Origin of the sequence: Sphingobium sp. DEHP117, assembly GCF_030867385.1 — a bacterium.
In the GTDB taxonomy this organism is placed as follows: Bacteria; Pseudomonadota; Alphaproteobacteria; order Sphingomonadales; family Sphingomonadaceae; genus Sphingobium.
In genome coordinates this window covers 132982-155986 of sequence record NZ_JAPFBJ010000003.1, presented here as the reverse complement: position 1 = coordinate 155986, position 23005 = coordinate 132982, and the positions used below count along the sequence as shown (strand labels likewise).

The following is a 23005-nucleotide window of genomic DNA, read 5'->3' as shown; positions in this document are numbered from 1 at the left end:
TTGCCAGCATTTGGACGGAGTGAACCGCCCGCGTGGACTGACAAGGGCTTTCCATCCGAACCCCGAGCTGTGGCCTGCAGACAGGAAACGGACGGGTGGGGGCGTAGCAAAGGGTGGGGGCTGTAGGACAGGGGAAATATCGACTATCTTTCACTCCTATTCCCTTTAATTTTCTCCAAGAATTTTTGCTTGATGATGCTACTATCTTCAATCGACTCAAATATTTTCTTAAGATCTTCAAAAAATACACGCTCCTGCAAGCAAAGATCTATCTCTTTGTTAGAGCTGTATTTTTCATCAAACTTCTCAAAATGAGGTTTGCCTTTTTGTATCAGATCGCCAGAACTCAAGTGGTCAGAATAATTAGTGTAAATTAAACCTTGGCTTTCTGCAACTATTTTTGCAGCTTCGTCAACTACATCTAAGGTCAAAAAAGAAATCTTATCACGTAGAATTTCATAAAAGCGGGACATGACATAACAGAAACCATGATAAGGCCCGGGTTTCAAATTCCAAAATGTAGCGCGCCCATCTGCGATTCTAATCTCAAGGCCATCCCAACGAGCAAGTAGCGGGCCCAGGAGCGTGCCAGTTCGCGAATTAAATTTCTCTACAAAATCGATGTATGCTTTAGCTTTCGGGCGCACCCAAGCGGCTTCCAGTCGGTCCTTCGTCATATCAAAAAGCATAATCAGAACTGAATCCCACGGACGGAAAGTCATGCTTTCCAAAAATTCATCTCTCAATTCATCCGGGCAATGACAGAGGAATAAAGCTGAAAAATATTCCTGAAATGAACGATGTATAAAAGAGTAAAATAAACCCTCTTTTTGTACTAGACATACCGACTCAATAAGATCGAATAAGAAATTATCTGCTGAAGTGGTGTATCCACAATAAGATATCGCGTCGTCTATAGCTTCTAAAATACCAACATGCGAAAACTCAAAAGTCTCAGTAAGATAAGTATTCATACAAAATGTTGAGAAAAGTTTTGAAAACTCGTCAATACGTAAACCCGATTTGGTTTTTCTTTCATACTGTTCTTTATAAGTGTCATGTTTCTCAAACAGCGTTTCGAAAGCTCTCTGATAAAATAGATGCATCTTATCAGGAATATTTGCGTTTTGTTCATAAGTGAGCATCATTAAAGTTGCAAGTAATGGTGTTGATAGAAAACTAGAATGATTTTCGTAAAGACCGTCATCCAGTTTGTCCAAAAATCTCTGCTTTACTCCTTGGTCATATTCAATTTTAGTAATTAGGGATTTAACTTGATCCAGCTTCATCGGTTCTATTGAGAACCTGTGAAAATCTTTCCATGAATCAAACTTTTCGTCAGGACGACCAGATACAAAAAGCGATATATCAGGGAAATCTTGAGAGATTTTTATAATCTCTTGTTCAACTAAGGAACGTTTATCAAAATTTATCTCATCGAAGCCGTCTAAGAATATAGAAAATATTCCTTTTTCTAAAGCTTTGATCAGTACTTTTGAGTCAAGTTCTGATTGTTGTCGATAATTGAGGTGTATATATTCGATAATGTCTATTTTCGAAAGTCTGTTAAAATCTCTCAATTCTACAAAAATCGGAATTTTTCCAGTTGGTTTCTCGTACAGGCATAGCGCCATATATCGCATTAATATACTTTTTCCAAAGCCAGCAGAGGCTGATATTACTACTCTACAATTTTGATTCGATTTCTCTAGAAGATCTAAATGATCGATTTCCGCGTCGTTATTGCTTCTCAAGAATATATCGACAAAATGGTCACTCAGTGGAACTGGTCTTGTTGGAGCGGCGAAGGTTTTTATCGTAGAGACGCGCTTATTAGTTTGGACAAGATAACTTTCGTAACTTGTCAGTGCGGTGACCAGCTCAACCAATGTCTTGTAGCCAACATTTTTTAATCCTTTTGCTGAAGCAGCAAACGCGGCTACGAAAAGTCTTCGTACTTTTGGTTCAGCGATTAGTGAATCTAAAAACGATGGTTCTGATTGGTTGCCCATCTAGTAATCCTTGAAGCTGACGTTGTCTCTACTCCGCCGCCACTCCAGCGCGGCTGAACATATCCTCGCCCTCGTCGCCTGCGCTGCTGTCTTCGTTTGCGACCTTGCGCTTCCTCCGGTCGAAGCTGTCCCACACCTCGTTCCAGTTGCCGCGGGTCGCGGCCTTGCTGTATTCGGTCGCGCGGGTTTCGAAGAAGTTGGCGTGCTCCACGCCGTTCAACAGCGGCGCGAGCCAGGGCAGGGGGTGTTCGTCGATCATGTAGATCGGCTGGAAGCCCAGCTGGCCGAGACGCCAGTCCGCGATGTAGCGGATGTACTTCTTGATCTCCTTGGCGGTCATGCCCGGCACCGGCCCCATCTCGAACGCGAGGTCGATGAACGCGTCCTCCAGCCGCACCGTCTTCTGGCAGCAGTCAATAATGTCTTCCTTCACCGCCTTGGTCAGGCAGTCCCGCTCCTTCACGAAGGCGTGGAACAGGCGCGTGATGCCCTCGCAGTGCAGGCTCTCGTCCCGCACGGACCAGCTGACGATCTGCCCCATGCCCTTCATCTTGTTGAAGCGCGGGAAGTTCATCAGCATCGCGAAGCTGGCGAAGAGCTGCATCCCCTCCGTGAACCCGCCGAACATGGCAAGGGTGCGGGCGATGTCTTCATCAGAGTCCACGCCGAACTGCTGCATATAGTCATGCTTGTCGCGCATTTCCTGATATTCGAGGAACATGCTGTACTCGCTCTCGGGCATACCGATGGTATCGAGCAGGTGCGAGTAGGCGGCGATGTGGATCGTCTCCATGTTGGAGAACGCCGTCAGCATCATCTTGACCTCGGTCGGCTTGAACACGCGGCCATATTTGTCGTGATAGCAATCCTGCACCTCGACATCCGCCTGGGTGAAGAAGCGGAAGATCTGGGTCAGGAGGTTGCGCTCATGCTCGGAGAGCTTTTGCGCCCAGTCCCGGCAGTCCTCGCCCAGCGGCACTTCCTCCGGCATCCAGTGAACCTGCTGCTGGCGCTTCCAGTATTCATAGGCCCAGGGGTACTCGAACGGCTTGTAGACCTTGGAGGCTTTCAAAAGAGACATGGGCTTAACTCCGGTTAAGAGAGATGCTGGAAACGGACCGGTGCGCAACGGGCGCGCGCCGGACGGGTGAAACACGGATGCCTGCGCCTGCGTTTCGGGAACGGAGTCCCCAAGCAGGAGATACACTATGTTGAGCAGAAACGACATCCGCGAACATGCGGACATCATTGGCGCGGATGGCGTGCATGTGGGCACGGTGGATCGGGTCGACGGCAAGCGCATCAAGCTCACCAAGGCAGACAGCGGCGGCGCGGGCTATGGCGGCGGGCATGAGGGCCATCATCATTATGTGCCGATGGGCCTCGTTGCCGACATTGAGGAAGATGGCAGCGTGCGCCTCTCCGCCAATGGCGACGTTGCCGTTACCTTTGAGGAGGAAGAGGGCGGGAGCGACATCGCGGCGGACGGGCCTGCTGGCGGCGGTATGGCTGCTGCGGCTTCCGGCGACGAGCTGGAGGACGAGGACTCTGAGGAGGATGAGGATCTGGACGAGGACGATCTGGACGAGGACGAGCTGGACTTCGACGAGGACGACGAGGAGCTGGAGGATGACGAGTTCGACGACGAAGATGAGGAGGAGGAAGACAGCCTGACCGCCCTTGACGCCGAGGACGACGTCGGCCGCGAGTTTGTCGAGGAGCATGGCGACATGGGCGACGGCAACGCGACCGACCCGGCGGAGAGATACACCCGCCGCCGGGCTGACTGAGCCTGCTTCGCGCCGCCTCGGCATCCGGCCAGGGCGGCGCGACGAAAAGAAGGTTAAGCGCGCATTGGCAATGCCCCGCGCGGAACCGAAGCTGCCCCTGCCCGTTCCCGGCAGACACGATATCCAAGGAGAGGACACATGATCGACACAGCAAGGATCAGGGAACATATGGAAGTGATTGACAGCCAGGGCCGTCACATCGGCACCGTGGACCGGATCGAGGGCGCGCGCATCAAGCTGACCTCGCGCGATGCGACCGACGGGCAACATCATCATGTCGATACCGACGCGATCGACCGGGTCGACGGCGACCGGCTGGTGCTGCGCGAGGGCGCGGCGACTACGATGAGCGAGGCGCAGATCGCGGCGGCCAGCGCCTATCACGCCGGCCAGAGCCCGCTCTCCGGCGCGCAGGACCGGCCCTTGTTTGGCACCAGCGGCGAGGGCACCGGGATGGGTGGATCGGGCAGCGGCCAGCACTGAGTTCTGGGAAAATTCGGCTCGGGCGGCCTGCGAATTCATCTCAGGTCCGCCAGCCGGTTTCCGCCTGCGACGGAGCGAGGAACGACGAAAAGCGCCGGTGGTTTTATTCCTGTTCGCATCTGAATCAGGAGACGCAACATGTTCGAGAAATGGCGCATCAAGGAACATATGGAAGTGACCGACTCGTCCGGCCAGCACCTCGGCACGGTCGACAAGGTTGAGGACGACATGATTGTCCTGACGCGCAGCGACTCGTCCGACGGGCAGCATCATCGCCTGCCGATCGACGCTGTTGAAAAGATCGACGACAACCGGGTCTATATGAAGACGGGCACCTTCGCCTCTACGCCGCAATATTGACCCACGTTCCCCCCGCGACAGGCGCATGCGCCTGACGCCTCTAGTCCCGGTGCCGCAAGGCGCCGGGACTATTGTTTGGGCTGAGAGGATATCAGCGCACTTCATTTGAGCGTGGCCCCGTTGCCCACGGGGGCGGCGTCAATCATGACGCAGGCAAGAAACGCGGGTTCGGTTCCGTCATTGCGCCAGCCATGCATCACGCCGCGATCTACAATCATGTCGCCCACGTGGCAGGTCGTCTCGCCATTCTCAGTGACGAGCACGGCTTCGCCTTTGATCACCACCAGATAGTCGATCGTATCCGTGGCGTGCATGCCAGGGCCAAACAACTCGCCCGGCGCCGGTGGGATCTCCACCATCAGGAACTTGCTGCCCCCGCGCGGCATGGCAACGTAAAACTCCCCGCCCTGATCCTCAACTCCGCTATTGTCTACCGGCGTTTCCGCCGTCGCCCACGCAACCATCTCCGCCGCGCCATCAAGGATGATGGCGGAGCGGCCAGCGGCATCAAGGCCGGTGACGATGCGGCGGTGGGGCATTGCTATGCCTGTCGAGCACTTACTGGCACGCCAGGCATTCGTCATAGTCCGTCGATCCGCCGATCTCGAACTTGGGCGCTTCGGCCGTGTTGTCGGCCTCGACGCCGCCGGCAAAGCCCGCGCGCTGGACCGATTTGGAGCGGAGATAATAGAGCGACTTGATGCCCAGCTCCCACGCGCGGAAATGAAGCATCAGCAGGTCCCACTTCTCGACATCCGCAGGAATGAACAGGTTCAAGGACTGCGCCTGATCGATATAGGGCGTGCGGTCCGCCGCGAGTTCGAGCAGCCAGCGCTGGTCGATCTCGAAGCTGGTCTTGAACGCGTCCTTTTCCTCCTGGCTCAGGAAATCGAGATGCTGGACCGAGCCGCCGCGCTCGAGGATCGAGTTCCAGACGTTCTGGCTGTCCTTCGCCTTCTCGATCAGCAGCTTTTCGAGATAGGGGTTCTTGATCGAGAAGCTGCCCGAGAGCGTCTTGTGGGTGTAGATGTTGGCCGGGATCGGCTCGATGCAGGCCGAGGTGCCGCCGCAGATGATGCTGATCGACGCGGTCGGCGCGATCGCCATCTTGCAGCTGAACCGCTCCATCACGCCCATGTCGGCGGCATCGGGGCAAGGGCCGCGCTCCTGCGCCAGCATCATCGACGCCTCGTTCACCTTTGCTGAAATATGCTTGAAGATGCGCAGGTTCCAGCTCTTGGCCATCGCGCTCTCGAACGGGATCGTGCGCGCCTGCAGGAAGCTGTGGAAGCCCATGACGCCGAGGCCGACCGAACGCTCGCGGCTCGCGCTATATTTGGCGCGGGCCATCTCGTCCGGCGCGCGGTCGATATAGTCCTGCAGCACATTGTCGAGGAAGCGCATCACGTCCTCGATGAACTGCTTGTCGCCGTTCCACTCGTCCCAGGTTTCGATGTTGAGCGAGGAGAGGCAGCACACCGCCGTGCGATCATTGCCCAGATGGTCGCGACCCGTGGGCAGGGTAATTTCCGAGCAGAGGTTGGAGGTGGAGACCTTGAGGCCAAGATCGCGGTGATGCTTGGGCATCATGCGGTTCACCTGATCGGAGAACACGATATAGGGCTCGCCGGTGGCGAGGCGGGTCTCGACCAGCTTCTGGAACAGCGCGCGCGCGTCCACGCTGCCGCGCACCGAGCCGTCCTTGGGCGACTTGAGCTCAAACTCCTGCCCATCGCGCACCGCCTCCATGAACGCGTCGGTCAACAGCACGCCGTGGTGGAGGTTGAGCGCCTTGCGATTGAAATCGCCGCTGGGCTTCCGGATTTCGAGGAACTCCTCGATCTCCGGGTGCGAAATGTCGATATAGCAGGCGGCGGAACCCCGGCGCAGGCTGCCCTGGCTGATCGCGAGGGTGAGCGAATCCATCACCCGCACGAAGGGGATGATGCCTGACGTCTTGCCATTGAGGCCTACCGGTTCGCCGATGCCGCGCACCGCGCCCCAATAGGTGCCGATGCCGCCGCCCCGGCTGGCGAGCCAGACATTCTCGTTCCAGGTGTTGACGATGCCCTCCAGGCTGTCGTCCACCGAGTTGAGATAGCAGGAGATAGGCAGGCCGCGCCCGGTACCGCCGTTGGAGAGCACCGGCGTTGCGGGCATGAACCACAGGCGGCTGATATAATCGTAGATGCGCTGGGCGTGATCGGAATCGTCGGCATAAGCGCAGGCGACGCGGGCAAACAGATCCTGATAGCTCTCGCCGGGCAGCAGATACCGGTCCTTCAGCGTCTCCTTGCCGAAATCGGTAAGCAGCGCATCACGCGACGCATCGGTCACGACATCGAAGCGGCGTGCCGCGACGCTCTTCGAATCAGGCACTGCCTCCTTCGCCGGGGCATTCGCCGTTTCGCTTGCCTTGGCCGCCTGGGGCCGTTCCATTTCCATTACCGCCATATCGCCTGCGCCCACCTGTTCGTTTTCTCTGAAGTCCATCTGCACCGGCCCCTGATGTTCACTGTCTGTTCGATTCGGTCAAGGGTATGAGGAGCAAAAATCCATCATACACCATCTGAACGCGATGGGCACCGGAATCGCTCCCCCTTATGGCTCGGAAAACGGCACAAAAACAACCCTTCGCCGAAAGTATCGGCGTTTCCGAACCACAATCTGTTGGGTAACCCCCGTTGTCCCTACACAAGGGATAGTGCCACAGTGGTGGCGCGATGCAAGAGGGTAAATGACAGTTCAGGGACTCCGTTCGTCGCTGATGAGATTCGGTTCGTCGACGATGCATCCTCGTATGGGGCAGCGACGCGCGGGAAAAGCTGACCTCTAAAAAAGGCAAGAGAACGGAGCGCGAATGAAAATAAATATTGGCGGACAAAACTATGCCCGACCTCGGAGGCTGGACAGCTTGTGCCAAGTTCGACATAGCGGCGCCAAATCTCATCCCATTCCGCCGGAAGGACATCATCCATGACCGTCATAAAGGCCGCAGACCTGATCGAGAGCGTCGCCGACGCGCTGCAGTTCATCAGCTATTACCACCCGATGGATTATATCCGTGCGTTGGGCGAGGCCTATAAGGCGGAGCAAGGCCCGGCGGCGAAGGACGCGATCGCGCAGATCCTCACCAACAGCCGCATGTGCGCGGAAGGGCATCGGCCGATCTGCCAGGATACCGGCATCGTCAACGTGTTCATCAAATGGGGCATGGACTGCCAGCTGGACGATACCTCGCGCCCGTTGCAGGACATTGTCGACGAGGGCGTGCGCCGCGCCTATCTGCATCCCGAGAACCGGTTGCGCGCATCGATCCTGAAGGACCCGGCGTTCAGCCGCGTGAACACCAAGGACAACACGCCCTGCGTGCTCAACGTCGAGATGGTGCCGGGGTCGAAGGTCAGCGTCGATGTTGCGGCGAAGGGCGGCGGCTCGGAAAACAAGTCCAAGTTCAAGATGATGAACCCGTCCGACAGCATCGTCGACTGGGTTCTCGAAATGGTGCCGCAGATGGGCGCGGGCTGGTGCCCGCCCGGTATGCTCGGCATCGGCATCGGCGGCACGGCGGAGAAGGCGGTGCTGCTCGCCAAGCAGAGCCTGATGGAGCCCATCGACATGGCGCAGCTCAAGGAACGCGGGCCGCAGACCGACATCGAGCGCCTGCGCGTGGAGATTTTCGACAAGGTCAATGCGCTCGGCATCGGCGCGCAGGGGCTGGGTGGCCTTTCCACCATCCTCGACGTGAAGATTTATGACTATCCCTGCCATGCGGCGGGCAAGCCGGTGGCGATGATCCCCAACTGCGCCGCCACCCGCCACGCGCACTTCGTGATGGATGGCTCCGGCCCCGCCTATCTGGAGCAGCCCAAGCTCGACGAGTGGCCCGATGTGCAATGGGCGCCGGACAAGGAGGCGATCCGCGTCGATCTCGATACGCTCACCCCGGATGTGGTGCAGAGCTGGAAGGCGGGCGACCGGCTGCTGCTCAACGGCAAGATGCTGACCGGGCGCGACGCCGCGCACAAGCGCATTCAGGACATGCTGGCCAAGGGCGAAGCCCTGCCGGTCGATTTCAAGGGCCGCGCGATCTATTATGTCGGCCCGGTCGACCCGGTGATGGGCGAGGTCGTCGGCCCCGCCGGCCCGACCACTGCCACGCGCATGGACAAGTTCACCGACATGATGCTCGACCTTGGCCTGCTGACGATGATCGGCAAGGCGGAGCGCGGCATGGGCGCGGTCGAGGTGATCAAGAAGCACAAGGTCACCTATCTGATGGCGGTGGGCGGGGCGGCCTATCTCGTGGCGCGCGCGATCAAGGGCGCCAAGGTCGTCGGCTTCGAGGATCTGGGCATGGAGGCGATCTACGAGTTCGAGGTGAAGGACATGCCGGTCACCGTTGCGGTGGATAGTGAGGGCAACAACGTTCACCACCTCGCGCCTCTGGTGTGGCGGGACAAGATCGCCAAGGAGGGTCTGCTGGCCTGATCAGGTAAAGGGGGGATCACATGCGGTACTGGGTCGGAATTTTTGCGGCGGCGGCATTGTCGTGCCAGTCTGCCTGGGCAAAAAAAGAAGAAAGCGTGATTGTGGGCGGCAAGCCGATGCCGATATCGGTCTACTTCCAACGCATGATGGGAGGAGGACCGATCCTTGACGAACCGGACCTCAAGGCTGCTGTCGCCAAGGCGGAGGCTTTTCCGCTCGGCACAAAAGAGAACCCCGTGCGCGCTGAAAGCCCGGCGGGGCAGCGTGCCTACCTTTCCAGGCTGAAATGCCCGGACAACAGCACGCCCTCCTTCATGCGTGCGGGCATCTCGGCCCGGGTATTTATGGCTCTATCATAGACGACTATGTCGTGAGCTGTGCGTCGGCGAGCACGGAGCCCAAACATGTGGTCATGGACATGTACTTCAAAGGCTATGTCGAAGCGCGGGCGGTGCCAGGCTTCACCATTGACCCTGTGATTTAACCGATAGCTTGTGTGCGTATCGTGCCCGCCGACACGGTGGGCAGCACTTGCTTGCGCAACCAAGCGCGGACATGGACGTTGGCTCCTTCATGAAGGAGAACGCCACCATGGCATTTACGCAGCTAGACCCGCCCATTCCGCTGGAGGTCATCGACAAGGGCAAGGGCCTGGCGATCGGCATGATCGACTATGGCCCGGAGCATAATCTCATTTGGGTCACCGCCATCGACGACACCGGCGAAATCTGGTGTGCGCCCAACCCCAAGGTGCGCATGCAGCAGAACTGGACTTTGGGCCGCCCGCGTCCGCTCAACGGCCCCAGCCCCGCTTATGCAGGCGATCATCTTTGCGCGGGCAGCAATGACGTGCAAAAGGTGATCCAGAACTGACAGGCGCGCGGGTTGCCATGGTGCGCGTGTCCGGGCTTTGAGGAGGAAGGCCATGAACGATGCCGTCAACGCGCTGTCTGTAGAAATTCTGATCGACGCGCCGCCCGAGAAAGTATGGGATGCGATGACGCGCCGCCAAGCCGAGTGGTGGTGTCCGCGCCCGTGGCGGACGGAGATAATCGCGCAGGAGTGGAGGGCCGGAGGGCGCTGCGCAATGGTGATGCGCGGGCCGAACGCGGGCGAGGAGCACGCGTCGGAAGGCATATTCCTGGAGGTCACGCCCGGCGTGCGGTTCGTCACGACCGACTGCGTGTCCACGGTGACGGGTGCGGGGGACTGGACGCCCCAGCAGCCGTTCATGATCGGCATATGGGAGCTGATACCCGAGGGCGGTGCCACCCGCTACCGCGCCAGCGCGCGCCACTGGAGCGCCGAGGCGCGGAAACAGCATGAGGATATGGGATTTGTAGAAGGATGGCAGGCCTGCGCCCGGCAGCTGAAAGAGCTGGTCGAAACGGCCTAGGCGCGGGCGGATCAAGAGAGACTTGGCATGCCGTTTGAGCGCGAAGAGGCTGCCTCACTTTGGAAACGTCGGACAGGAGAACGGCTATGGCATATGTGGACGGGTTCGTGATCGCGGTGCCGACCGCGAACAGGCAGGCGTTTATAGACCACGCGCGCGAGTTTGATCAGATGTTGATGGACGAGGGCGCGCTGCGCATCTGGGAGTGCTGGGGTGAAGATGTGCCCGAAGGCAAGCAGACCGACTTTCGCAGGGCGGTACAGGCTGGGGAGGAAGAGACGGTGTGCTTTTCCTGGATCGAATGGCCGGACAAACCGACGCGTGATGCCGCCTTCGCCAAGTTTGAAGACATGATGAAAACCGACCCTCGCTTCGACCCCGCGAAAAACCCTCCGCCTTTTGATGGGAAGCGCATGATCTTCGGCGGGTTCGAGCCGGTGGTGATGCTGGGGGATTAGTAAGGCAGAGATATCTGAACCTGTCTGATTACCAGTAAAGCTGATACTCTCGCATCACGATCGTTGCGCTCGCCAAAGCCAGAAGTTCCCTGTTTTGTCGAGCGCCGGACGTGAACACGCAACGGGCAACTTTGGAGCGAAGCGATGGCGAACAAGCATGGCGATTTCATCTGGTACGAGCTGATGACGAGCGATGCGGATGCGGCTCAGAGCTTTTATGGCTCCGTGCTCGGATGGACGTTTGCGGGCAGCAATACGCCCGGAATGGATTATCGGATCATCAACGCACCCGAGCATAGTGTTGGCGGCGTGATGCAGCTGACGCCCCAGATGATGGAGGGCGGCGCATGTCCGGCGTGGGTGGGCTATGTCGCGGTAGATGATGTCGACAAATGCGTCGAGAGCATTGCTCATGGTGGCGGCAGGATCCTGATGCCGGGCATGGACATCGCTGAGGTGGGTCGCATCGCGATGGTGACCGATCCACAGGGTGCGCCTTTTTACATCATGCGCCCTTCCGGCGAGGGTGAGAGCCTGGCCTTTGCCCATGACCGCCCCCGGATCGGCCACTGCGCCTGGAATGAGCTGATCACGTCTGACCAGAGCGCGGCGTTGCATTTCTATGGTGTGCGGTTCGGTTGGGTGAAGGACGGGTCCATGGATATGGGACCGATGGGATCCTATGATTTCATTCGTCACGGAGCCATGATCGGCGCGATCATGACCGGCACCGACCAGATGGGGCCGCCGCACTGGAACCACTATTTTCGGGTAGCGGATATCGATGCGGCGGTAACGGCCATAGACAGCGGCGGCGGCAAGGTGATCAACGGCCCGATGGAAGTTCCGGGCGGCGACTTCGCGTTGCAGGGTATAGACCCCCAGGGCGCACATTTCGCGCTGGTAGGGCAGCGTCGTTGATCAGGGTTTCAGTGCGTATTGGACCGTGCGTGGGGTAGGGAGCGGGAAGGTCGACCATGAATATGGTGGCTTCCTCACCCCTTGTACAACCCATCCAGCCTTTCCTGATACGCCCCGCGTATCACATGCCGCCGGATCTTGATCGAGGGGGTGAGCATCTGGTTCTCGATGGTAAAGGGGGCGTCGGCTATGATGAACTGGCGCACGCGCTCGGTCACTGAGAGGTCCGTGTTCACCCGGTCTACTGCCGCACGCAGGGCGGTGTGGAGCGCGGGGTCTGCGGCGAGTTCGGTCAGGGAGGCCTGTTCCTTGCCGTTTGCCTTTGCCCATTCGGCCAGCCACTCCGCCTCCGGCACGATCACGCCGACGAGATAGGGCCGCCGGTCGCCGCTCACCATCGCCTGGGCAATCTCGTCCTGCAGCGTCAGCATGCCCTCGACCTTTTGCGGCGAGACATTGTCGCCCTTGTCGTTGACGATGATGTCCTTCTTGCGATCGGTGATCTTGAGGCGGCCGCCCGCATCGAACTCGCCGATGTCGCCGGTGTGGAGCCAGCCATCGCGCAGCACGCGGGCGCTTTCCTCAGGGTTGCGCCAATAGCCGTGCATCACCAGCTCTCCGCGGACGAGGATTTCGCCGTCCTCGGCAATTTTCACCTCCACGTGTTTTAGCGGCGTGCCGACCGTGTCCATCTTCATGCCGGTTCTTGGCCTGGTGACGGAGACGACCGGTCCGGCCTCGGTCTGGCCATAGCCCTGCAGCAGAGTGAGGCCGAGCGCGTGGAAGAAGCTGCCGACGTCGGGATTGAGCGGCGCGCCGCCTGACACCAGCGCCTTGATCCGCCCGCCGAAGCGCGCCTGCACCTTGGGCTTGATGGTGCGGTTGAGGAGCGCGCGCACGGGACGGTCCCACAACGGTAGTCTGCCCGCCGCCATCTCCTTCGCGCCGAGGCGCAGCGCCTGATCGAGCAGGATCTGCGCGGCGCGGCCTTGGCGTTCGATCGCCTTCATCACGCGGGCGCGCAGCACCTCGAACAGGCGCGGCACCACGACCATGATCGTGGGGCGCACCTCCTCGATATTGGAGGCGAGCTTGTCCAGCCCCTCGGCATAATAGATCTGCCCGCCAAGGCCGATGGGGAGGAACTGGCCGCCGCTATGCTCATAGGCGTGGGAGAGCGGGAGAAAGGAGAGAAATATTTCATCGCCCCAGCCGAAATCGCCTGCGATCACGTCGATGCAGCCCTCGACGTTGAGGAGGATCGCGCCGTGATGCTGCTTCACTCCGCGCGGGGCGCCGCCGGTGCCGCTGGTGTAGATGAGGCAGGCGAGGTCATCGCGCTGCGCGGTGAGGGAGGAGGCGCAGGCGGCGGGATCGGCGGCAGGATCGCCGGTATGGGCGGCGATCAGCGCGTCCCACTGGCGCAGCTCAGCGACGCCCGCCTGGGCAAACTTCAGCGGCTCGATGCCGATCACGAGGCTCACGCAGTTGGAGTGGATGACGGCGGGCATCAGCGCCTTGGCGAGCTTGGGCGTAGAGACGATGACGGCGCGTGCCCCGCTGTCGTTGAGGATATGGTCATGGTCGCGCGTGGTGTTGGTGGTGTAGGTAGGCACACTGACCGCGCCCGCTGCCATGATGGCAAGGTCCGCGATGCAGAACTCCGGTCGGTTTTCGGACACGATCATCACCCGGTCGCCGGGGTTGATCCCTTCGGCGCGCAGGGCGGATGCGAGCGCGGCGACCTGACGCGCTGTCTCGGCCCAGCTGATCGACATCCATTGTCCCGCTTCCTTGCGCCATAGGAAGGGTCGCTCGCCCTGTTCGCTCGCGCGGGTGAAGAACATGGTGACGAGGTTCGGGAAATGCTCGAACTGGCGCATGGCCTCTCCGGTTTTGTTATCTGGAGCTTCTATATCCCCCTCATTCCGTAAGGGCCACCCCCACGCTGCGCGGGTCGGCGGCGCCCTGCCAGCGGCCATCGGGCAGGCGCTCCGCTGCGTTGGCCTTGAGGCGCGCGGTGAGAGTTCCGACATGGTGACCCATGGCCTCCAAGGCTGGCTTCATCGCCTCCAGCTTCGTGCCGGGCTCCAGCGTGAGCCCGTCCCTGTCAAAGAAAATCAGGCCGAGGCCGAGGCTGTCGCGCGCGCTCATGCCCCAGTCGAGATGCGCGATCAGGGCCTTTGCGACCTGCATGATGATCGTGCTGCCGCCGGCGGCTCCGACGACGAAGACGGGCTTGCCACTCGCATCGTAAATAATGGTGGGCGTCATAGACGAGCGGGGGCGCTTGCCCGGCTCTACGCGGTTGGCGACGGGCGCGCCGTCCTTCTCCGGCGTGAAGTCGAAGTCGGTCAGCTCGTTGTTGAGGAAGAAACCGTGGGCGATAAGCTGGCTACCGAATGGTCCTTCGACTGTAGAGGTCATCGTCGCGATATTGCCGATGTCGTCTATTGCGACGAAGTGGGTGGTGCCGGGTGTTTCCGGCCCCTTGGCCGGAGTGCGAAGGGGCGCGCCCGGCGGCGTGCCCGGTTCGTAGCTGCCGCGCGCGGCGCCGGGTGCGATCAGGGTGGAGCGGCCCTGGATATAGGCGCGGTCGATGAGGCCGTTGACGGGCACCGCAATGAAATCGGAGTCGCCCAGATATTTGCCCCGGTCGGCAAAGGCCAGCCGCATCGCTTCGCCGATGAGGTGCCAGCTCTGCGGGCTGTCCGGCCCCAGCGCCTTCATGTCGAACCGCTCCAGCATGCCGAGGATCTGGACCACCGCCACGGTGCCGGAGGAGGGCGGGCCCATACCGCAGATTTTATAGACGCGGTATTGCCCGCACACCGGCGGGCGGCTCTTTGCGCGATAGGCGGATAGGTCTGCCCTGGCGAAGGGCGTCGGGTTGCGTGGGGCGTTAGAGACGGCCGCGCTAATGGCGGCGGCGCCCTTGCCCTTGTAGAAGGCGCGTGGCCCCTTGCGTGCGAGTTTCTCAAGGAAGTCCGCCAGCGCCGGGTTTCGCAGCATCTCGCCTTCGCGCGCCGGGCGGCCGTCGATCCAGTAGATTGCGCGGGCGTCTGGAAAATCCGCCCAGAGCGGCGCGGCGCGTTGCAGCGCCTCGGCGAGTGGCTTGCTCACGGCAAACCCCTCTCGCGCAAGCCGGATGGCGGGCGCGAACAGCGCGGCCCATTTCAGGCGGCCCCAGCGATCATGTGACTGCTTCATCAGGGCGATATTGCCCGGCACGCCGACTGACTTGCCTCCGGGCACCGCCTGCGAGAAGGGCAAAGGCTTGCCGTCTGCGCCAAGGAAGAGGGCGGGCGTTGCGGAACGGGGCGCGGTCTCCCGCCCGTCTATCGTCGCAAGTTCACCGCTCTTACCGTCATGATGCAGCAAGAAGCCGCCGCCGCCGATCCCGCTCGATTGCGGCTCGATCACGGTGAGGGCAAGCATCATCGCCAGCGCGGCGTCGGTGGCGGACCCGCCCTTGCGCAGCATTTCCATGCCCGCTTCGGATGCGCGCGGATCGGCGGAGGAGACTGTACCTGCGGCCAGCGCCTGCGTGGTGAAACTGAGTAGCGCCAAAAGCGCCGCGAGGAATGCGCGCACGGGAGCCCTACGGCGCATCGACACCCACAGCCTGCGAAATATTGGTGAATCCGTCGCGCATCAGTAGTTCCTTCAGCCCCTTGTTGATCCGTGCCGCGAGCCACGGGCCTTCGTAGACCATCGCACTATATATCTGCACCAGAGATGCGCCAGCGCGTATTCGCGCATAGGCTTGATTGGCGCTTGCGATACCGCCGACGCCGATAAGCGGCATGGCAGCGCCCAGCGCCGCGCGGAAGTCGCGCAAGCGTTGCAGCGCAAGGTCATGCAGCGGCGCGCCGGAAAGGCCGCCTGCCTCGCCGGCGTGGGAAGAGCATAAAGCCGGGCGACTAATAGTGGTGTTTGACACGATCAGCGCATCGACCTTGTGGTCGGTGATACTGGCTGCAATGTCGTCTATGTCGGCGGGCTCAAGGTCCGGCGCTACCTTGAGGAAGATGGGCGGGCCTTGCTCGCCACGCGCCGCCATCACCGCGCCAAGCAACTCGTCCAGCGGTCCGCGTCCCTGTAAGGCGCGCAAACCGGGCGTGTTGGGAGAGGATATGTTGACGGTGACGTAATCCGCCAGCGGAGCCATGGTCCTCACGCCAGTGACATAATCGGCAATGCGATCCGCGGCGTCCTTGTTCGCGCCAATGTTGATTCCGATCACCCGGCCGGCGCGTGGCATGGCAGCGATCCGCCGTGCGGCGTCGGCCTGCCCGCCGTTGTTGAAGCCCATGCGGTTGATGACAGCGCGGTCTTCTGTCAGGCGAAACAGGCGCGGCTGGGGATTGCCTGCTTGCGGTTGCGGCGTAAGCGTTCCCAGTTCCGAGAAACCTAATCCAAAATGGTGCATTTTGTGGGCTATCAACCCTTCCTTGTCGAACCCTGCGGCGAGCCCGACGGGGCTGGGGAAGGCTATCCCCGCCACGGTCGTCCGCAGCAAAGGGTCCGCCTCTCCCGGCATGCCGGACGGCATCGCGCGGATAGCCGCGAGCGCCAGATGGTGAGCTTTTTCGGCATCCAGACGGAAGAGAAGTGGCTTGAGCAGGCGATAGAACATGGCCGGGCTTTATGGCAGCGGGGAAACCGATCGTCAAAGCGCCGAAAAATTTCTCCCGAGCGATGAAACTGTATAACATTACGCGTGCATGTCCATTTCATACAAGCGTGGGCGCATTGTTCTGAATAAACAGGCGCCGCGACCCGAAGGGCTCTCTGGTTATACCAAGAGACCTTTACACCTTAGGCCCGGTAGCAATGTGCTGCCGGGCCTTTTTTTCCAGCGTCGTCGTTCTTAGTTGACAGCAATATTGTTGCCGGAGCAATTATCGATCTGTAAAGACGATCTGCTCGGACTTGGTTAAGGTTCCGGTTCGGCCCCCTCAACAGAACGCACGGCAAGGGCAGCACGTCGTCATGGATCATGCATTTTCGGGTAAGGACGAGGGCGCGCAGGTTGAGCTGAACTATTGGGAGCCCTCCGAAAAGCTGCGCTATTTTTTCGGTTCCATATATCGATTCACCACGAACACGTCCCGCTATAAGGACATGACGAGAGCGGATATGCCGCAACTTCGGTTCATGGTTTCCGGCCACGGCAATTACGAGTTTTGTAATGGCGAGGTGCAGCCGACGCCGGAGGTTTGCATGGTCGGCCCCACGATGGGCGCGACGAGATTCCTGCTGCAAAGCCCGGCCATAGTCTATGGCGTGTCTGTATTGCCGCTGGGCTGGCTGGCAATGTGTGGGCCGGACGCGAGTGAGGCGGTCGACACGCTGTTCGATGTCGGAAAGCGCATGGGTGAGAGGTTTCACACTGAGCTGGAACGGTTGCGTGCCGAGGCGGACGCCGACGAAGCTGTTGCGGGGCTATGGACGTTTCTCGAGAGCGAACTGAAACCGGTTGATGATCAGATGATCCGGCTGGTGTCTGCGATTGACGAGTGGCTGAGCGAGTCGGATTCGCCCCAGATCGAGGATATCGTCGCGGCCACCGGCCTCTCGGCGCGGCAGCTCGCGCGCTATACCAACAAGCTCTATGGCGCGCCGCCCAAGCTGCTCGCCCGCAAATATCGGGCGCTGAGGTGCGCGTCGCAGATCGTGATCGACAAGAAGAACTGGACGGAGCTGTGCGACGAGGGGAATTTCTATGACCAGTCGCACTTCATCCGCGAGATCAAGCAGTTCCTAGGTCACACCCCGCATCAGCTGCTGCATGACCCGACGGCGGTGGCGCGGTTGACGGTGCAGCGGCGGGCGCTGACCGGGCTGTCGAAGATCAACCGGATCAGCTGACTTTCTAGGGCTTTTTCCACGTGGAAAGGCGCTGCGGAGGCTTGATTTGTAGGATCACCGCGCCCACATGCGTTTAATCGGAGTGATTCGCTCCGAATTAGCGCACGTCTCTCTGACATGCGCCCAAATAGGTCGGGATTTGGGATTATGCGGCTTTCGAGCCTGGCGGACTATGCGGTGGTGATGATGGGTGCGGCTGCGCGGCATTGTGGCTCGGCGTCGCTTGTCGATGCCGAGGGTCGAAAGCGCGCGCGCACCAGCGCGACAGAGCTTGCTGCCGAGACCGGCATCCCGCTGCCCACCGCGCAAAAGCTCGTCAGCCTGCTTACCCGCGCGGGGCTGCTGAAATCGGTGCGCGGCGCGGGCGGCGGCATCAAGCTCGCGCGTCCCTCCGCGGCGATCAGCCTTGCGGACATCATCGAGGCGATCGAGGGGCCGATCGCGATGACCAACTGCACCACGCACACCACATGCAGCTGCACGATCGCGCCCGATTGCAGCGTGAAGCCGCACTGGAACGCGGTGAACAGCGCGATTCGCGGCGCGCTCGGTGATGTCAGCCTTGCCAGCATTTCAGCGGGAGCGCGGATATGAACCCGCGCGAAGCGCATTATCCTTTTTCGCTCGGCGTCCTCTGCGCCTCGGCGCGCAAAATTTTTGTTCGCGCAGAGGCCGCAAAGAGCGCAGAGAGTTTTGAGAGCCGCCTCGCGGCGGGGGTGGTGCGGTGAACAGCGCGCCCGTAAAGGATGCCGCCGCCCATGCTGCCGCCGCGCGCGTTGCGGAGTATGAGCATGGCTGGGTGGCGGACATCGAGCAGGAATATGGCCCCAAGGGCTTGTCCGAAGATACCGTCCGCTTCATTTCGGCGAAGAAGAACGAGCCGGAATGGATGCTGGAATGGCGCCTCAAGGCCTATCGCCACTGGCTGACGATGACGCCGCCGGACTGGGCGAAGCTGAAGGTGCCGCCCATCGACTACAGCCAAGCTTACTACTGGGCCGCGCCCAAGGCGAAACCGAAGCTCGGCAGCCTGGACGAGGTCGACCCGGAAATCCTGCGCGTTTACGAGAAGCTCGGCATTCCGCTGGAGGAGCAGAAGGTGCTCGCGGGCGTGGAGGGCGCGCGCAAGGTTGCCGTCGACGCGGTTTTCGACAGCGTGTCCGTCGCCACCACCTTCCGCAAGGAGCTGGAGGAGGCGGGGGTCATCTTCCGCTCGATCTCCGAAGCGATCCGCGAATATCCGGAGCTGGTGAAGAAGTGGCTGGGCAGGGTCGTGCCGATGCACGACAATTACTTCGCCACATTGAATTGCGCGGTCTTCAGCGACGGCACGTTCGTCTACATCCCCGAGGGCGTGCGCTGCCCGATGGAGCTTTCCACCTATTTCCGCATCAATGCCGAGAATACCGGCCAGTTCGAGCGCACGCTGATCGTTGCCGACAAGGGCAGCTATGTGAGCTACCTCGAAGGGTGCACCGCGCCGCAGCGCGACGAGAACCAGCTCCACGCCGCTGTGGTCGAGCTGGTGGCGCTCGATGATGCCGAGATCAAATATAGCACGGTGCAGAACTGGTTTCCGGGCGACGCGGAAGGCAAGGGCGGCATCTATAATTTCGTGACCAAACGCGCGCTGTGCCAGGGGCGGAACAGCAAGGTGAGCTGGACGCAGGTGGAGACGGGGTCTGCCATCACCTGGAAATATCCGAGCTGCGTGCTGAATGGTGAGAACAGCGTTGGCGAGTTCTACTCGGTCGCGGTGACGAACAATTATCAGCAGGCTGACACCGGCACCAAGATGATCCACAACGGCAAGGGCAGCCGCTCCACCATCGTGAGCAAGGGGATCAGCGCGGGCAAATCGAGCGGCACCTATCGCGGCTTGGTGCGCGTGGGGGCGTCGGCGGATGGCGTGCGCAATTTTACGCAGTGTGACAGCTTGCTGCTGGGGAGCGAATGCGGCGCGCATACCGTGCCCTACATCGAGGTGAAGAACCCGACGGCGACGATCGAGCATGAGGCGACCACATCCAAGATTTCCGACGACCAGCTGTTCTACGCCATGCAGCGCGGGCTGGGGCAGGAGGAAGCGGTGGCGCTGATCGTCAACGGCTTTGCGAAGGAAGTGCTGCAACAACTGCCGATGGAATTCGCGGTGGAGGCGCAGAAGCTGCTGGGGATCAGTCTTGAGGGGAGTGTGGGGTGACAGGCCTAACACCTTCGGACCAAGCGAAGCGCCTCAACACCCCTCCCCAGATGGGGAGGGGCCGGGGGTGGGGGCTGTCGGCAGGGCGCCTCGAAGAATTGCATCGGCGCGCCGCCGAGATGCGCCGTAATCCGACCGAGCCGGAGAGGCGGCTGTGGCGGCATCTGTCGGCTTCGCAACTGGACGGGTTCAAATTCCGCCGTCAGGCGGTGATCGGCGCGAGCATAGCGGATTTTTACTGCCCGGCGGCACGCCTCGTCGTCGAGGTGGATGGCGACACGCATGACGCGAACAAGGACCAGTTGCGGGATGACCGTCTGGGCGCGATAGGCCTGCGTGTTGTGAGGGTTTCGAACCATGATGTCATGACGAATATGGAGGGCGTTTTGCGGATGATTGCCGCTGCGTTGCGCCAAGGTGATGGCCCCCACCCCAACCCCTCCCCTGAAGGGGAGGGGCTAGAGATGGTGGAGGCGCAGAAGCTGCTGGGGATTTCGCTTGAGGGGAGCGTGGGGTGATGAGATCGCACGTCCCTCATCGTCACCCTGAACTCGTTTCAGGGTCCATCGCGCCTCATTATCCTTCGCTCCCGAAGGCGGGATGGATGCTGAAACAAGTTCAGCATGACGGTTTCTCTTTTTCCTCTGCGGCTCTGCGTCTCTGCGCGAGAAAGATTTTGTTCGCGCGGAGGCGCGGAGACGCGGAGATTCTTTGGGGGAGGGTGGGGTGATAAAAAATATCTTCGGCATAATTCTGGCTGTTTCGACTCTTAGCGTAGCACGCGCCCAAGACCCATCTCAGCTAACGACAATGCAGGTGGCCATAATCTACGATCAGTGCCTGGCTCGGGCAGCACAAAGAGCATCTGAAACCGAGGTTCCACCCGAAGCAATTTTTGGAATAGCTAAAGCTGCCTATTCGCAGACGAGAACAATGCTCGTAGGCGACCTAGGCCCGGGGTCGGAAAAAATAGTCGTGCTGGACAAGATAGATACGGATCGCGAAGCGACGTTCCCTGAAAGCACGCGGAAGGTTCGTGAAATGCGGCGGCAGTTTGAGGAAAAGTGGGGAAAGCGTGACAATGCTCCAAATCAATAACCTCTCGAACACCGTCGGGGACAAGCCGATCCTCAAGGGCCTCTCGCTCAGCATCAACGCGGGGGAGGTTCATGCGATCATGGGGCCGAATGGCGCGGGGAAATCGACGCTGGCTTATACGCTTGGTGGGCGGCCGGGCTATGAGGTGACGGGGGGTGAAGTGCGCTTTGCTCCCCTCCCCTTCAGGGGAGGGGCTGGGGGTGGGGCTGCTCCGTTGGACCCGGCGTTGCATGAAACTGCCTCCCCCACCCCTAACCCCTCCCCTGAAGGGGAGGGGGATTTAATCGACCTGCTCTCCCTCGCGCCGCATGAGCGCGCGGCGGCGGGGTTGTTCCTTGGCTTTCAGTATCCGGTCGAGATACCCGGCGTGTCGAACCTGCAGTTCCTGCGCGAGAGCCTTAACTCCCAGCGCCGCGTGCGCGGGGAGGAGCCGCTTTCGGGGGCGGAGTTCATCAAGCTTGCCAAGGAGAAGGCGGCGCTGCTCGGCCTTGATATGGAGATGCTGAAGCGGCCTGTGAATGTCGGCTTTTCGGGTGGCGAGAAGAAGCGCGCCGAGATGGTGCAGATGGGCATACTCGACCCCAAGCTGGCGATCCTCGACGAGACAGACAGCGGGCTGGATATCGACGCGCTGCGCGTGGTCGGCGCCGGGATCAACGCGATCATGCGCAAGCCCGACAAGGCGGTGCTGCTCATCACCCACTATCAGCGGCTGCTCGATTATGTGAAGCCCGATTTCGTGCATGTGCTCTCCAAGGGGCGGATCATCAAGACCGGCGGGCCGGAGCTGGCGCTGGAGCTGGAGCGCGAAGGCTATGCAGAGGTGGTGGCCGCGTGATCTTGTTGCTCGCCCTGGCTTCGGCCACGACTTTGGCCACGCCGCCGGTGCTGGACGAGAGCACGGCGACTTTGCTGCGCCAGCGGCTGGAGCGTGCGCGCGCTGTGATCAGCCGCGATGCGCACGGCAAGGCGGTGTGCGCCGCCCGCCCGACGACGGATGAGGACCGGCTGGACGAGATGCTGTGCGACGAGGCGCTGCGCTGTGTGGCGCGGGGGGCCAAGGGCGTAGGGGCGGTCAACGCCTGCGTCGCTCCGCGCAAGCCCGAAATGCTGCTCGCGATGCGCCGTCTGCGGGAATATTCGCGATGAGCGCGCTCGCTCTTCCGACGCGCCGGGCCGAGGACTGGCGCTATAGCAACATCGAGGCGGCGGCATCCGTGTGGCCGGTGCCCGCGCCGGAGCGGATCGTGCTGGGGCCGGGCGAGCAGGGCGCGCGCGCTCTGTTGCAGGATGCGGCGGACGATGCGGTGGTGGTGCGGGACTATGTCATCACGCTGGCAGAGGGCGCGCGGCTCGATTTCCACCTGCTCAACAGCGGCGGGCGGCTGGGCCGGGTGACGTTCGACGTGCGGCTGGAACGCGGTGCGCATTTCGGGCTGCATGCGGCCGTGATCGGCGGGGGCGAGCAGACGCTGGAAGTCGTCACTACCGTCACCCATGCCGAGCCGGATGCCACCAGCGAGCAGGTGGTGCGCACGGTGCTGGGCGGGCGGGCGACGGGCAATTATCTGGGCAAGATCGGCGTCGCCAAACATGCGCAGGGCACGGACGCCAGCCAGTCTGTCAAGGCGATGCTGCTCTCGCGGCAAGCAAGCGCCAACGCCAAGCCGGAGCTGGAGATTTTCGCCGACGATGTGAAATGCGCGCATGGCTGCGCGATCGGCGAGCTGGACAAACAGGCGCTGTTTTACATGGCGGCGCGCGGGCTGGACCCGCAGACTGCGCAGACGCTGCTCCTACGCGCGTTCGTTGCGGGCGTGTTTGACGGGATCGCGGACGAGGCGGAGCGCGAGCGGTTCGAGGCGGCGGCGCTTTCCAAATTAGAGACTTTGGCCAAGCTGGAGGGGTTGGCATGAGTG

The 23005-nt window shown here is 60.8% G+C and carries 24 protein-coding genes and 1 pseudogene; 18 read left to right on the top strand and 7 right to left on the bottom strand.

The window, feature by feature from the left end; all coding sequences use genetic code 11:
* Positions 1-143: 143 nt before the first annotated feature.
* Both OOT33_RS13220 and OOT33_RS13215 read right to left on the bottom strand, forming a co-directional pair.
* Positions 144-2012, bottom strand: coding sequence for an NACHT domain-containing protein (locus OOT33_RS13220; RefSeq protein WP_307750489.1), 1869 nt, complete (start codon positions 2010-2012; stop codon positions 144-146).
* Positions 2013-2040: 28 nt separating this feature from the next.
* Complete coding sequence (locus OOT33_RS13215; protein WP_307750488.1) at positions 2041-3093, bottom strand: ribonucleotide-diphosphate reductase subunit beta; 1053 nt, start codon at positions 3091-3093, stop codon at positions 2041-2043.
* A gap of 127 nt (positions 3094-3220) precedes the next feature.
* Between OOT33_RS13215 and OOT33_RS13210 the strand changes: the two are divergent.
* From OOT33_RS13210 to OOT33_RS13200, 3 genes and pseudogenes are all read left to right on the top strand, one after another.
* A pseudogene (locus tag OOT33_RS13210) lies at positions 3221-3475 on the top strand (DUF2171 domain-containing protein); the annotation flags it as partial.
* A gap of 465 nt (positions 3476-3940) precedes the next feature.
* The gene (locus OOT33_RS13205; RefSeq protein ID WP_307750487.1) at positions 3941-4285 is read left to right on the top strand and encodes a DUF2171 domain-containing protein; all 345 of its coding nucleotides are present in this window, start codon (positions 3941-3943) and stop codon (positions 4283-4285) included.
* A gap of 138 nt (positions 4286-4423) precedes the next feature.
* Positions 4424-4645 (top strand): DUF2171 domain-containing protein, encoded by a 222-nt coding sequence (locus tag OOT33_RS13200; RefSeq protein WP_307750486.1) that lies wholly within the window; start codon positions 4424-4426, stop codon positions 4643-4645.
* Between the two features lie 101 nt (positions 4646-4746).
* Here OOT33_RS13200 and OOT33_RS13195 read toward each other — a convergent pair whose 3' ends face one another.
* Positions 4747-5184, bottom strand: a complete 438-nt coding sequence (locus OOT33_RS13195) for a cupin domain-containing protein (protein ID WP_307750485.1) — start codon at positions 5182-5184, stop codon at positions 4747-4749.
* Positions 5185-5203: 19 nt separating this feature from the next.
* On the bottom strand, positions 5204-7138 hold the full coding sequence (locus OOT33_RS13190; RefSeq protein WP_307750484.1) for a ribonucleoside-diphosphate reductase subunit alpha: 1935 nt from the start codon (positions 7136-7138) through the stop codon (positions 5204-5206).
* 483 nt (positions 7139-7621) lie between these two features.
* Between OOT33_RS13190 and OOT33_RS13185 the strand changes: the two genes are divergently transcribed.
* The 6 genes from OOT33_RS13185 to OOT33_RS13160 all read left to right on the top strand — a co-directional run bounded on the left by OOT33_RS13185 (position 7622) and on the right by OOT33_RS13160 (position 11911).
* Complete coding sequence (locus tag OOT33_RS13185; RefSeq protein ID WP_307750483.1) at positions 7622-9136, top strand: FumA C-terminus/TtdB family hydratase beta subunit; 1515 nt, start codon at positions 7622-7624, stop codon at positions 9134-9136.
* Between the two features lie 20 nt (positions 9137-9156).
* Entirely contained in the window at positions 9157-9495 is a 339-nt protein-coding gene (locus OOT33_RS13180; protein ID WP_307750482.1) for a hypothetical protein, read from the top strand.
* 232 nt (positions 9496-9727) lie between these two features.
* The gene (locus tag OOT33_RS13175; protein WP_307750481.1) at positions 9728-10009 is read left to right on the top strand and encodes a hypothetical protein; all 282 of its coding nucleotides are present in this window, start codon (positions 9728-9730) and stop codon (positions 10007-10009) included.
* Between the two features lie 52 nt (positions 10010-10061).
* Positions 10062-10532, top strand: a complete 471-nt coding sequence (locus tag OOT33_RS13170) for an SRPBCC domain-containing protein (protein WP_307750480.1) — start codon at positions 10062-10064, stop codon at positions 10530-10532.
* Positions 10533-10618: 86 nt separating this feature from the next.
* The gene (locus OOT33_RS13165) at positions 10619-10990 is read left to right on the top strand and encodes a DUF1428 family protein (RefSeq protein ID WP_307750479.1); all 372 of its coding nucleotides are present in this window, start codon (positions 10619-10621) and stop codon (positions 10988-10990) included.
* Between the two features lie 144 nt (positions 10991-11134).
* Complete coding sequence (locus OOT33_RS13160; RefSeq protein WP_307750478.1) at positions 11135-11911, top strand: VOC family protein; 777 nt, start codon at positions 11135-11137, stop codon at positions 11909-11911.
* Between the two features lie 74 nt (positions 11912-11985).
* On the opposite strand, the gene OOT33_RS13155 is transcribed toward OOT33_RS13160, so the two are convergent.
* From OOT33_RS13155 to OOT33_RS13145, 3 genes are read right to left on the bottom strand one after another with little or no spacing between them, the layout of a single operon-like run.
* Positions 11986-13794 carry an AMP-binding protein gene (locus OOT33_RS13155; protein ID WP_307750477.1) on the bottom strand — a complete coding sequence of 603 codons (1809 nt, stop codon included), beginning with the start codon at positions 13792-13794 and terminating at the stop codon, positions 11986-11988.
* A gap of 40 nt (positions 13795-13834) precedes the next feature.
* Complete coding sequence (ggt, locus tag OOT33_RS13150; RefSeq protein ID WP_373690578.1) at positions 13835-15523, bottom strand: gamma-glutamyltransferase; 1689 nt, start codon at positions 15521-15523, stop codon at positions 13835-13837.
* The gene (locus tag OOT33_RS13145; protein WP_307750475.1) at positions 15513-16550 is read right to left on the bottom strand and encodes a quinone-dependent dihydroorotate dehydrogenase; all 1038 of its coding nucleotides are present in this window, start codon (positions 16548-16550) and stop codon (positions 15513-15515) included. Before OOT33_RS13145 ends, ggt begins: the two co-directional genes overlap by 11 nt.
* A gap of 356 nt (positions 16551-16906) precedes the next feature.
* Here OOT33_RS13145 and OOT33_RS13140 point away from each other — a divergent pair, with 356 nt between their 5' ends.
* From OOT33_RS13140 to OOT33_RS13100, 9 genes are all read left to right on the top strand, one after another.
* Entirely contained in the window at positions 16907-17785 is an 879-nt protein-coding gene (locus OOT33_RS13140) for a helix-turn-helix domain-containing protein (RefSeq protein WP_307750474.1), read from the top strand.
* Between the two features lie 147 nt (positions 17786-17932).
* Positions 17933-18379, top strand: coding sequence for an Rrf2 family transcriptional regulator (locus OOT33_RS13135; protein ID WP_307750473.1), 447 nt, complete (start codon positions 17933-17935; stop codon positions 18377-18379).
* Entirely contained in the window at positions 18376-18513 is a 138-nt protein-coding gene (locus OOT33_RS13130) for a hypothetical protein (RefSeq protein ID WP_307750472.1), read from the top strand. Before OOT33_RS13135 ends, OOT33_RS13130 begins: the two co-directional genes overlap by 4 nt.
* Positions 18510-19988, top strand: a complete 1479-nt coding sequence (gene sufB, locus OOT33_RS13125) for a Fe-S cluster assembly protein SufB (protein WP_307750471.1) — start codon at positions 18510-18512, stop codon at positions 19986-19988. Before OOT33_RS13130 ends, sufB begins: the two co-directional genes overlap by 4 nt.
* Positions 19985-20506 carry a DUF559 domain-containing protein gene (locus OOT33_RS13120; RefSeq protein ID WP_307750470.1) on the top strand — a complete coding sequence of 174 codons (522 nt, stop codon included), beginning with the start codon at positions 19985-19987 and terminating at the stop codon, positions 20504-20506. The genes sufB and OOT33_RS13120 overlap by 4 nt, the downstream gene beginning before the upstream one ends.
* Before the next feature lie 208 nt (positions 20507-20714).
* A complete protein-coding gene (locus OOT33_RS13115) occupies positions 20715-21086 on the top strand; it encodes a hypothetical protein (protein ID WP_307750469.1) in 372 nt (123 codons plus the stop codon).
* The gene (gene sufC / locus OOT33_RS13110; RefSeq protein ID WP_307750468.1) at positions 21070-21924 is read left to right on the top strand and encodes a Fe-S cluster assembly ATPase SufC; all 855 of its coding nucleotides are present in this window, start codon (positions 21070-21072) and stop codon (positions 21922-21924) included. Before OOT33_RS13115 ends, sufC begins: the two co-directional genes overlap by 17 nt.
* Positions 21921-22235: a hypothetical protein gene (locus tag OOT33_RS13105; protein ID WP_307750467.1), complete on the top strand. Its 315-nt coding sequence runs from the start codon at positions 21921-21923 to the stop codon at positions 22233-22235. Before sufC ends, OOT33_RS13105 begins: the two co-directional genes overlap by 4 nt.
* A complete protein-coding gene (locus OOT33_RS13100) occupies positions 22232-23002 on the top strand; it encodes a SufD family Fe-S cluster assembly protein (protein WP_307750466.1) in 771 nt (256 codons plus the stop codon). The genes OOT33_RS13105 and OOT33_RS13100 overlap by 4 nt, the downstream gene beginning before the upstream one ends.
* Positions 23003-23005: the final 3 nt, after the last annotated feature.

What these genes read in the sequence shown, in the direction of transcription:
- OOT33_RS13220 (WP_307750489.1), bottom strand. Translation starts at nt 2,012, where the DNA reads ATGGGCAACCAATCAGAACCATCGTTTTTAGATTCACTAATCGCTGAA.
- OOT33_RS13215 (WP_307750488.1), bottom strand. Translation starts at nt 3,093, where the DNA reads ATGTCTCTTTTGAAAGCCTCCAAGGTCTACAAGCCGTTCGAGTACCCC.
- OOT33_RS13205 (WP_307750487.1), top strand. Translation starts at nt 3,941, where the DNA reads ATGATCGACACAGCAAGGATCAGGGAACATATGGAAGTGATTGACAGC.
- OOT33_RS13200 (WP_307750486.1), top strand. Translation starts at nt 4,424, where the DNA reads ATGTTCGAGAAATGGCGCATCAAGGAACATATGGAAGTGACCGACTCG.
- OOT33_RS13195 (WP_307750485.1), bottom strand. Translation starts at nt 5,184, where the DNA reads ATGCCCCACCGCCGCATCGTCACCGGCCTTGATGCCGCTGGCCGCTCC.
- OOT33_RS13190 (WP_307750484.1), bottom strand. Translation starts at nt 7,138, where the DNA reads ATGGACTTCAGAGAAAACGAACAGGTGGGCGCAGGCGATATGGCGGTA.
- OOT33_RS13185 (WP_307750483.1), top strand. Translation starts at nt 7,622, where the DNA reads ATGACCGTCATAAAGGCCGCAGACCTGATCGAGAGCGTCGCCGACGCG.
- OOT33_RS13180 (WP_307750482.1), top strand. Translation starts at nt 9,157, where the DNA reads ATGCGGTACTGGGTCGGAATTTTTGCGGCGGCGGCATTGTCGTGCCAG.
- OOT33_RS13175 (WP_307750481.1), top strand. Translation starts at nt 9,728, where the DNA reads ATGGCATTTACGCAGCTAGACCCGCCCATTCCGCTGGAGGTCATCGAC.
- OOT33_RS13170 (WP_307750480.1), top strand. Translation starts at nt 10,062, where the DNA reads ATGAACGATGCCGTCAACGCGCTGTCTGTAGAAATTCTGATCGACGCG.
- OOT33_RS13165 (WP_307750479.1), top strand. Translation starts at nt 10,619, where the DNA reads ATGGCATATGTGGACGGGTTCGTGATCGCGGTGCCGACCGCGAACAGG.
- OOT33_RS13160 (WP_307750478.1), top strand. Translation starts at nt 11,135, where the DNA reads ATGGCGAACAAGCATGGCGATTTCATCTGGTACGAGCTGATGACGAGC.
- OOT33_RS13155 (WP_307750477.1), bottom strand. Translation starts at nt 13,794, where the DNA reads ATGCGCCAGTTCGAGCATTTCCCGAACCTCGTCACCATGTTCTTCACC.
- ggt (WP_373690578.1), bottom strand. Translation starts at nt 15,523, where the DNA reads ATGCGCCGTAGGGCTCCCGTGCGCGCATTCCTCGCGGCGCTTTTGGCG.
- OOT33_RS13145 (WP_307750475.1), bottom strand. Translation starts at nt 16,550, where the DNA reads ATGTTCTATCGCCTGCTCAAGCCACTTCTCTTCCGTCTGGATGCCGAA.
- OOT33_RS13140 (WP_307750474.1), top strand. Translation starts at nt 16,907, where the DNA reads ATGGATCATGCATTTTCGGGTAAGGACGAGGGCGCGCAGGTTGAGCTG.
- OOT33_RS13135 (WP_307750473.1), top strand. Translation starts at nt 17,933, where the DNA reads ATGCGGCTTTCGAGCCTGGCGGACTATGCGGTGGTGATGATGGGTGCG.
- OOT33_RS13130 (WP_307750472.1), top strand. Translation starts at nt 18,376, where the DNA reads ATGAACCCGCGCGAAGCGCATTATCCTTTTTCGCTCGGCGTCCTCTGC.
- sufC (WP_307750468.1), top strand. Translation starts at nt 21,070, where the DNA reads ATGCTCCAAATCAATAACCTCTCGAACACCGTCGGGGACAAGCCGATC.
- OOT33_RS13100 (WP_307750466.1), top strand. Translation starts at nt 22,232, where the DNA reads ATGAGCGCGCTCGCTCTTCCGACGCGCCGGGCCGAGGACTGGCGCTAT.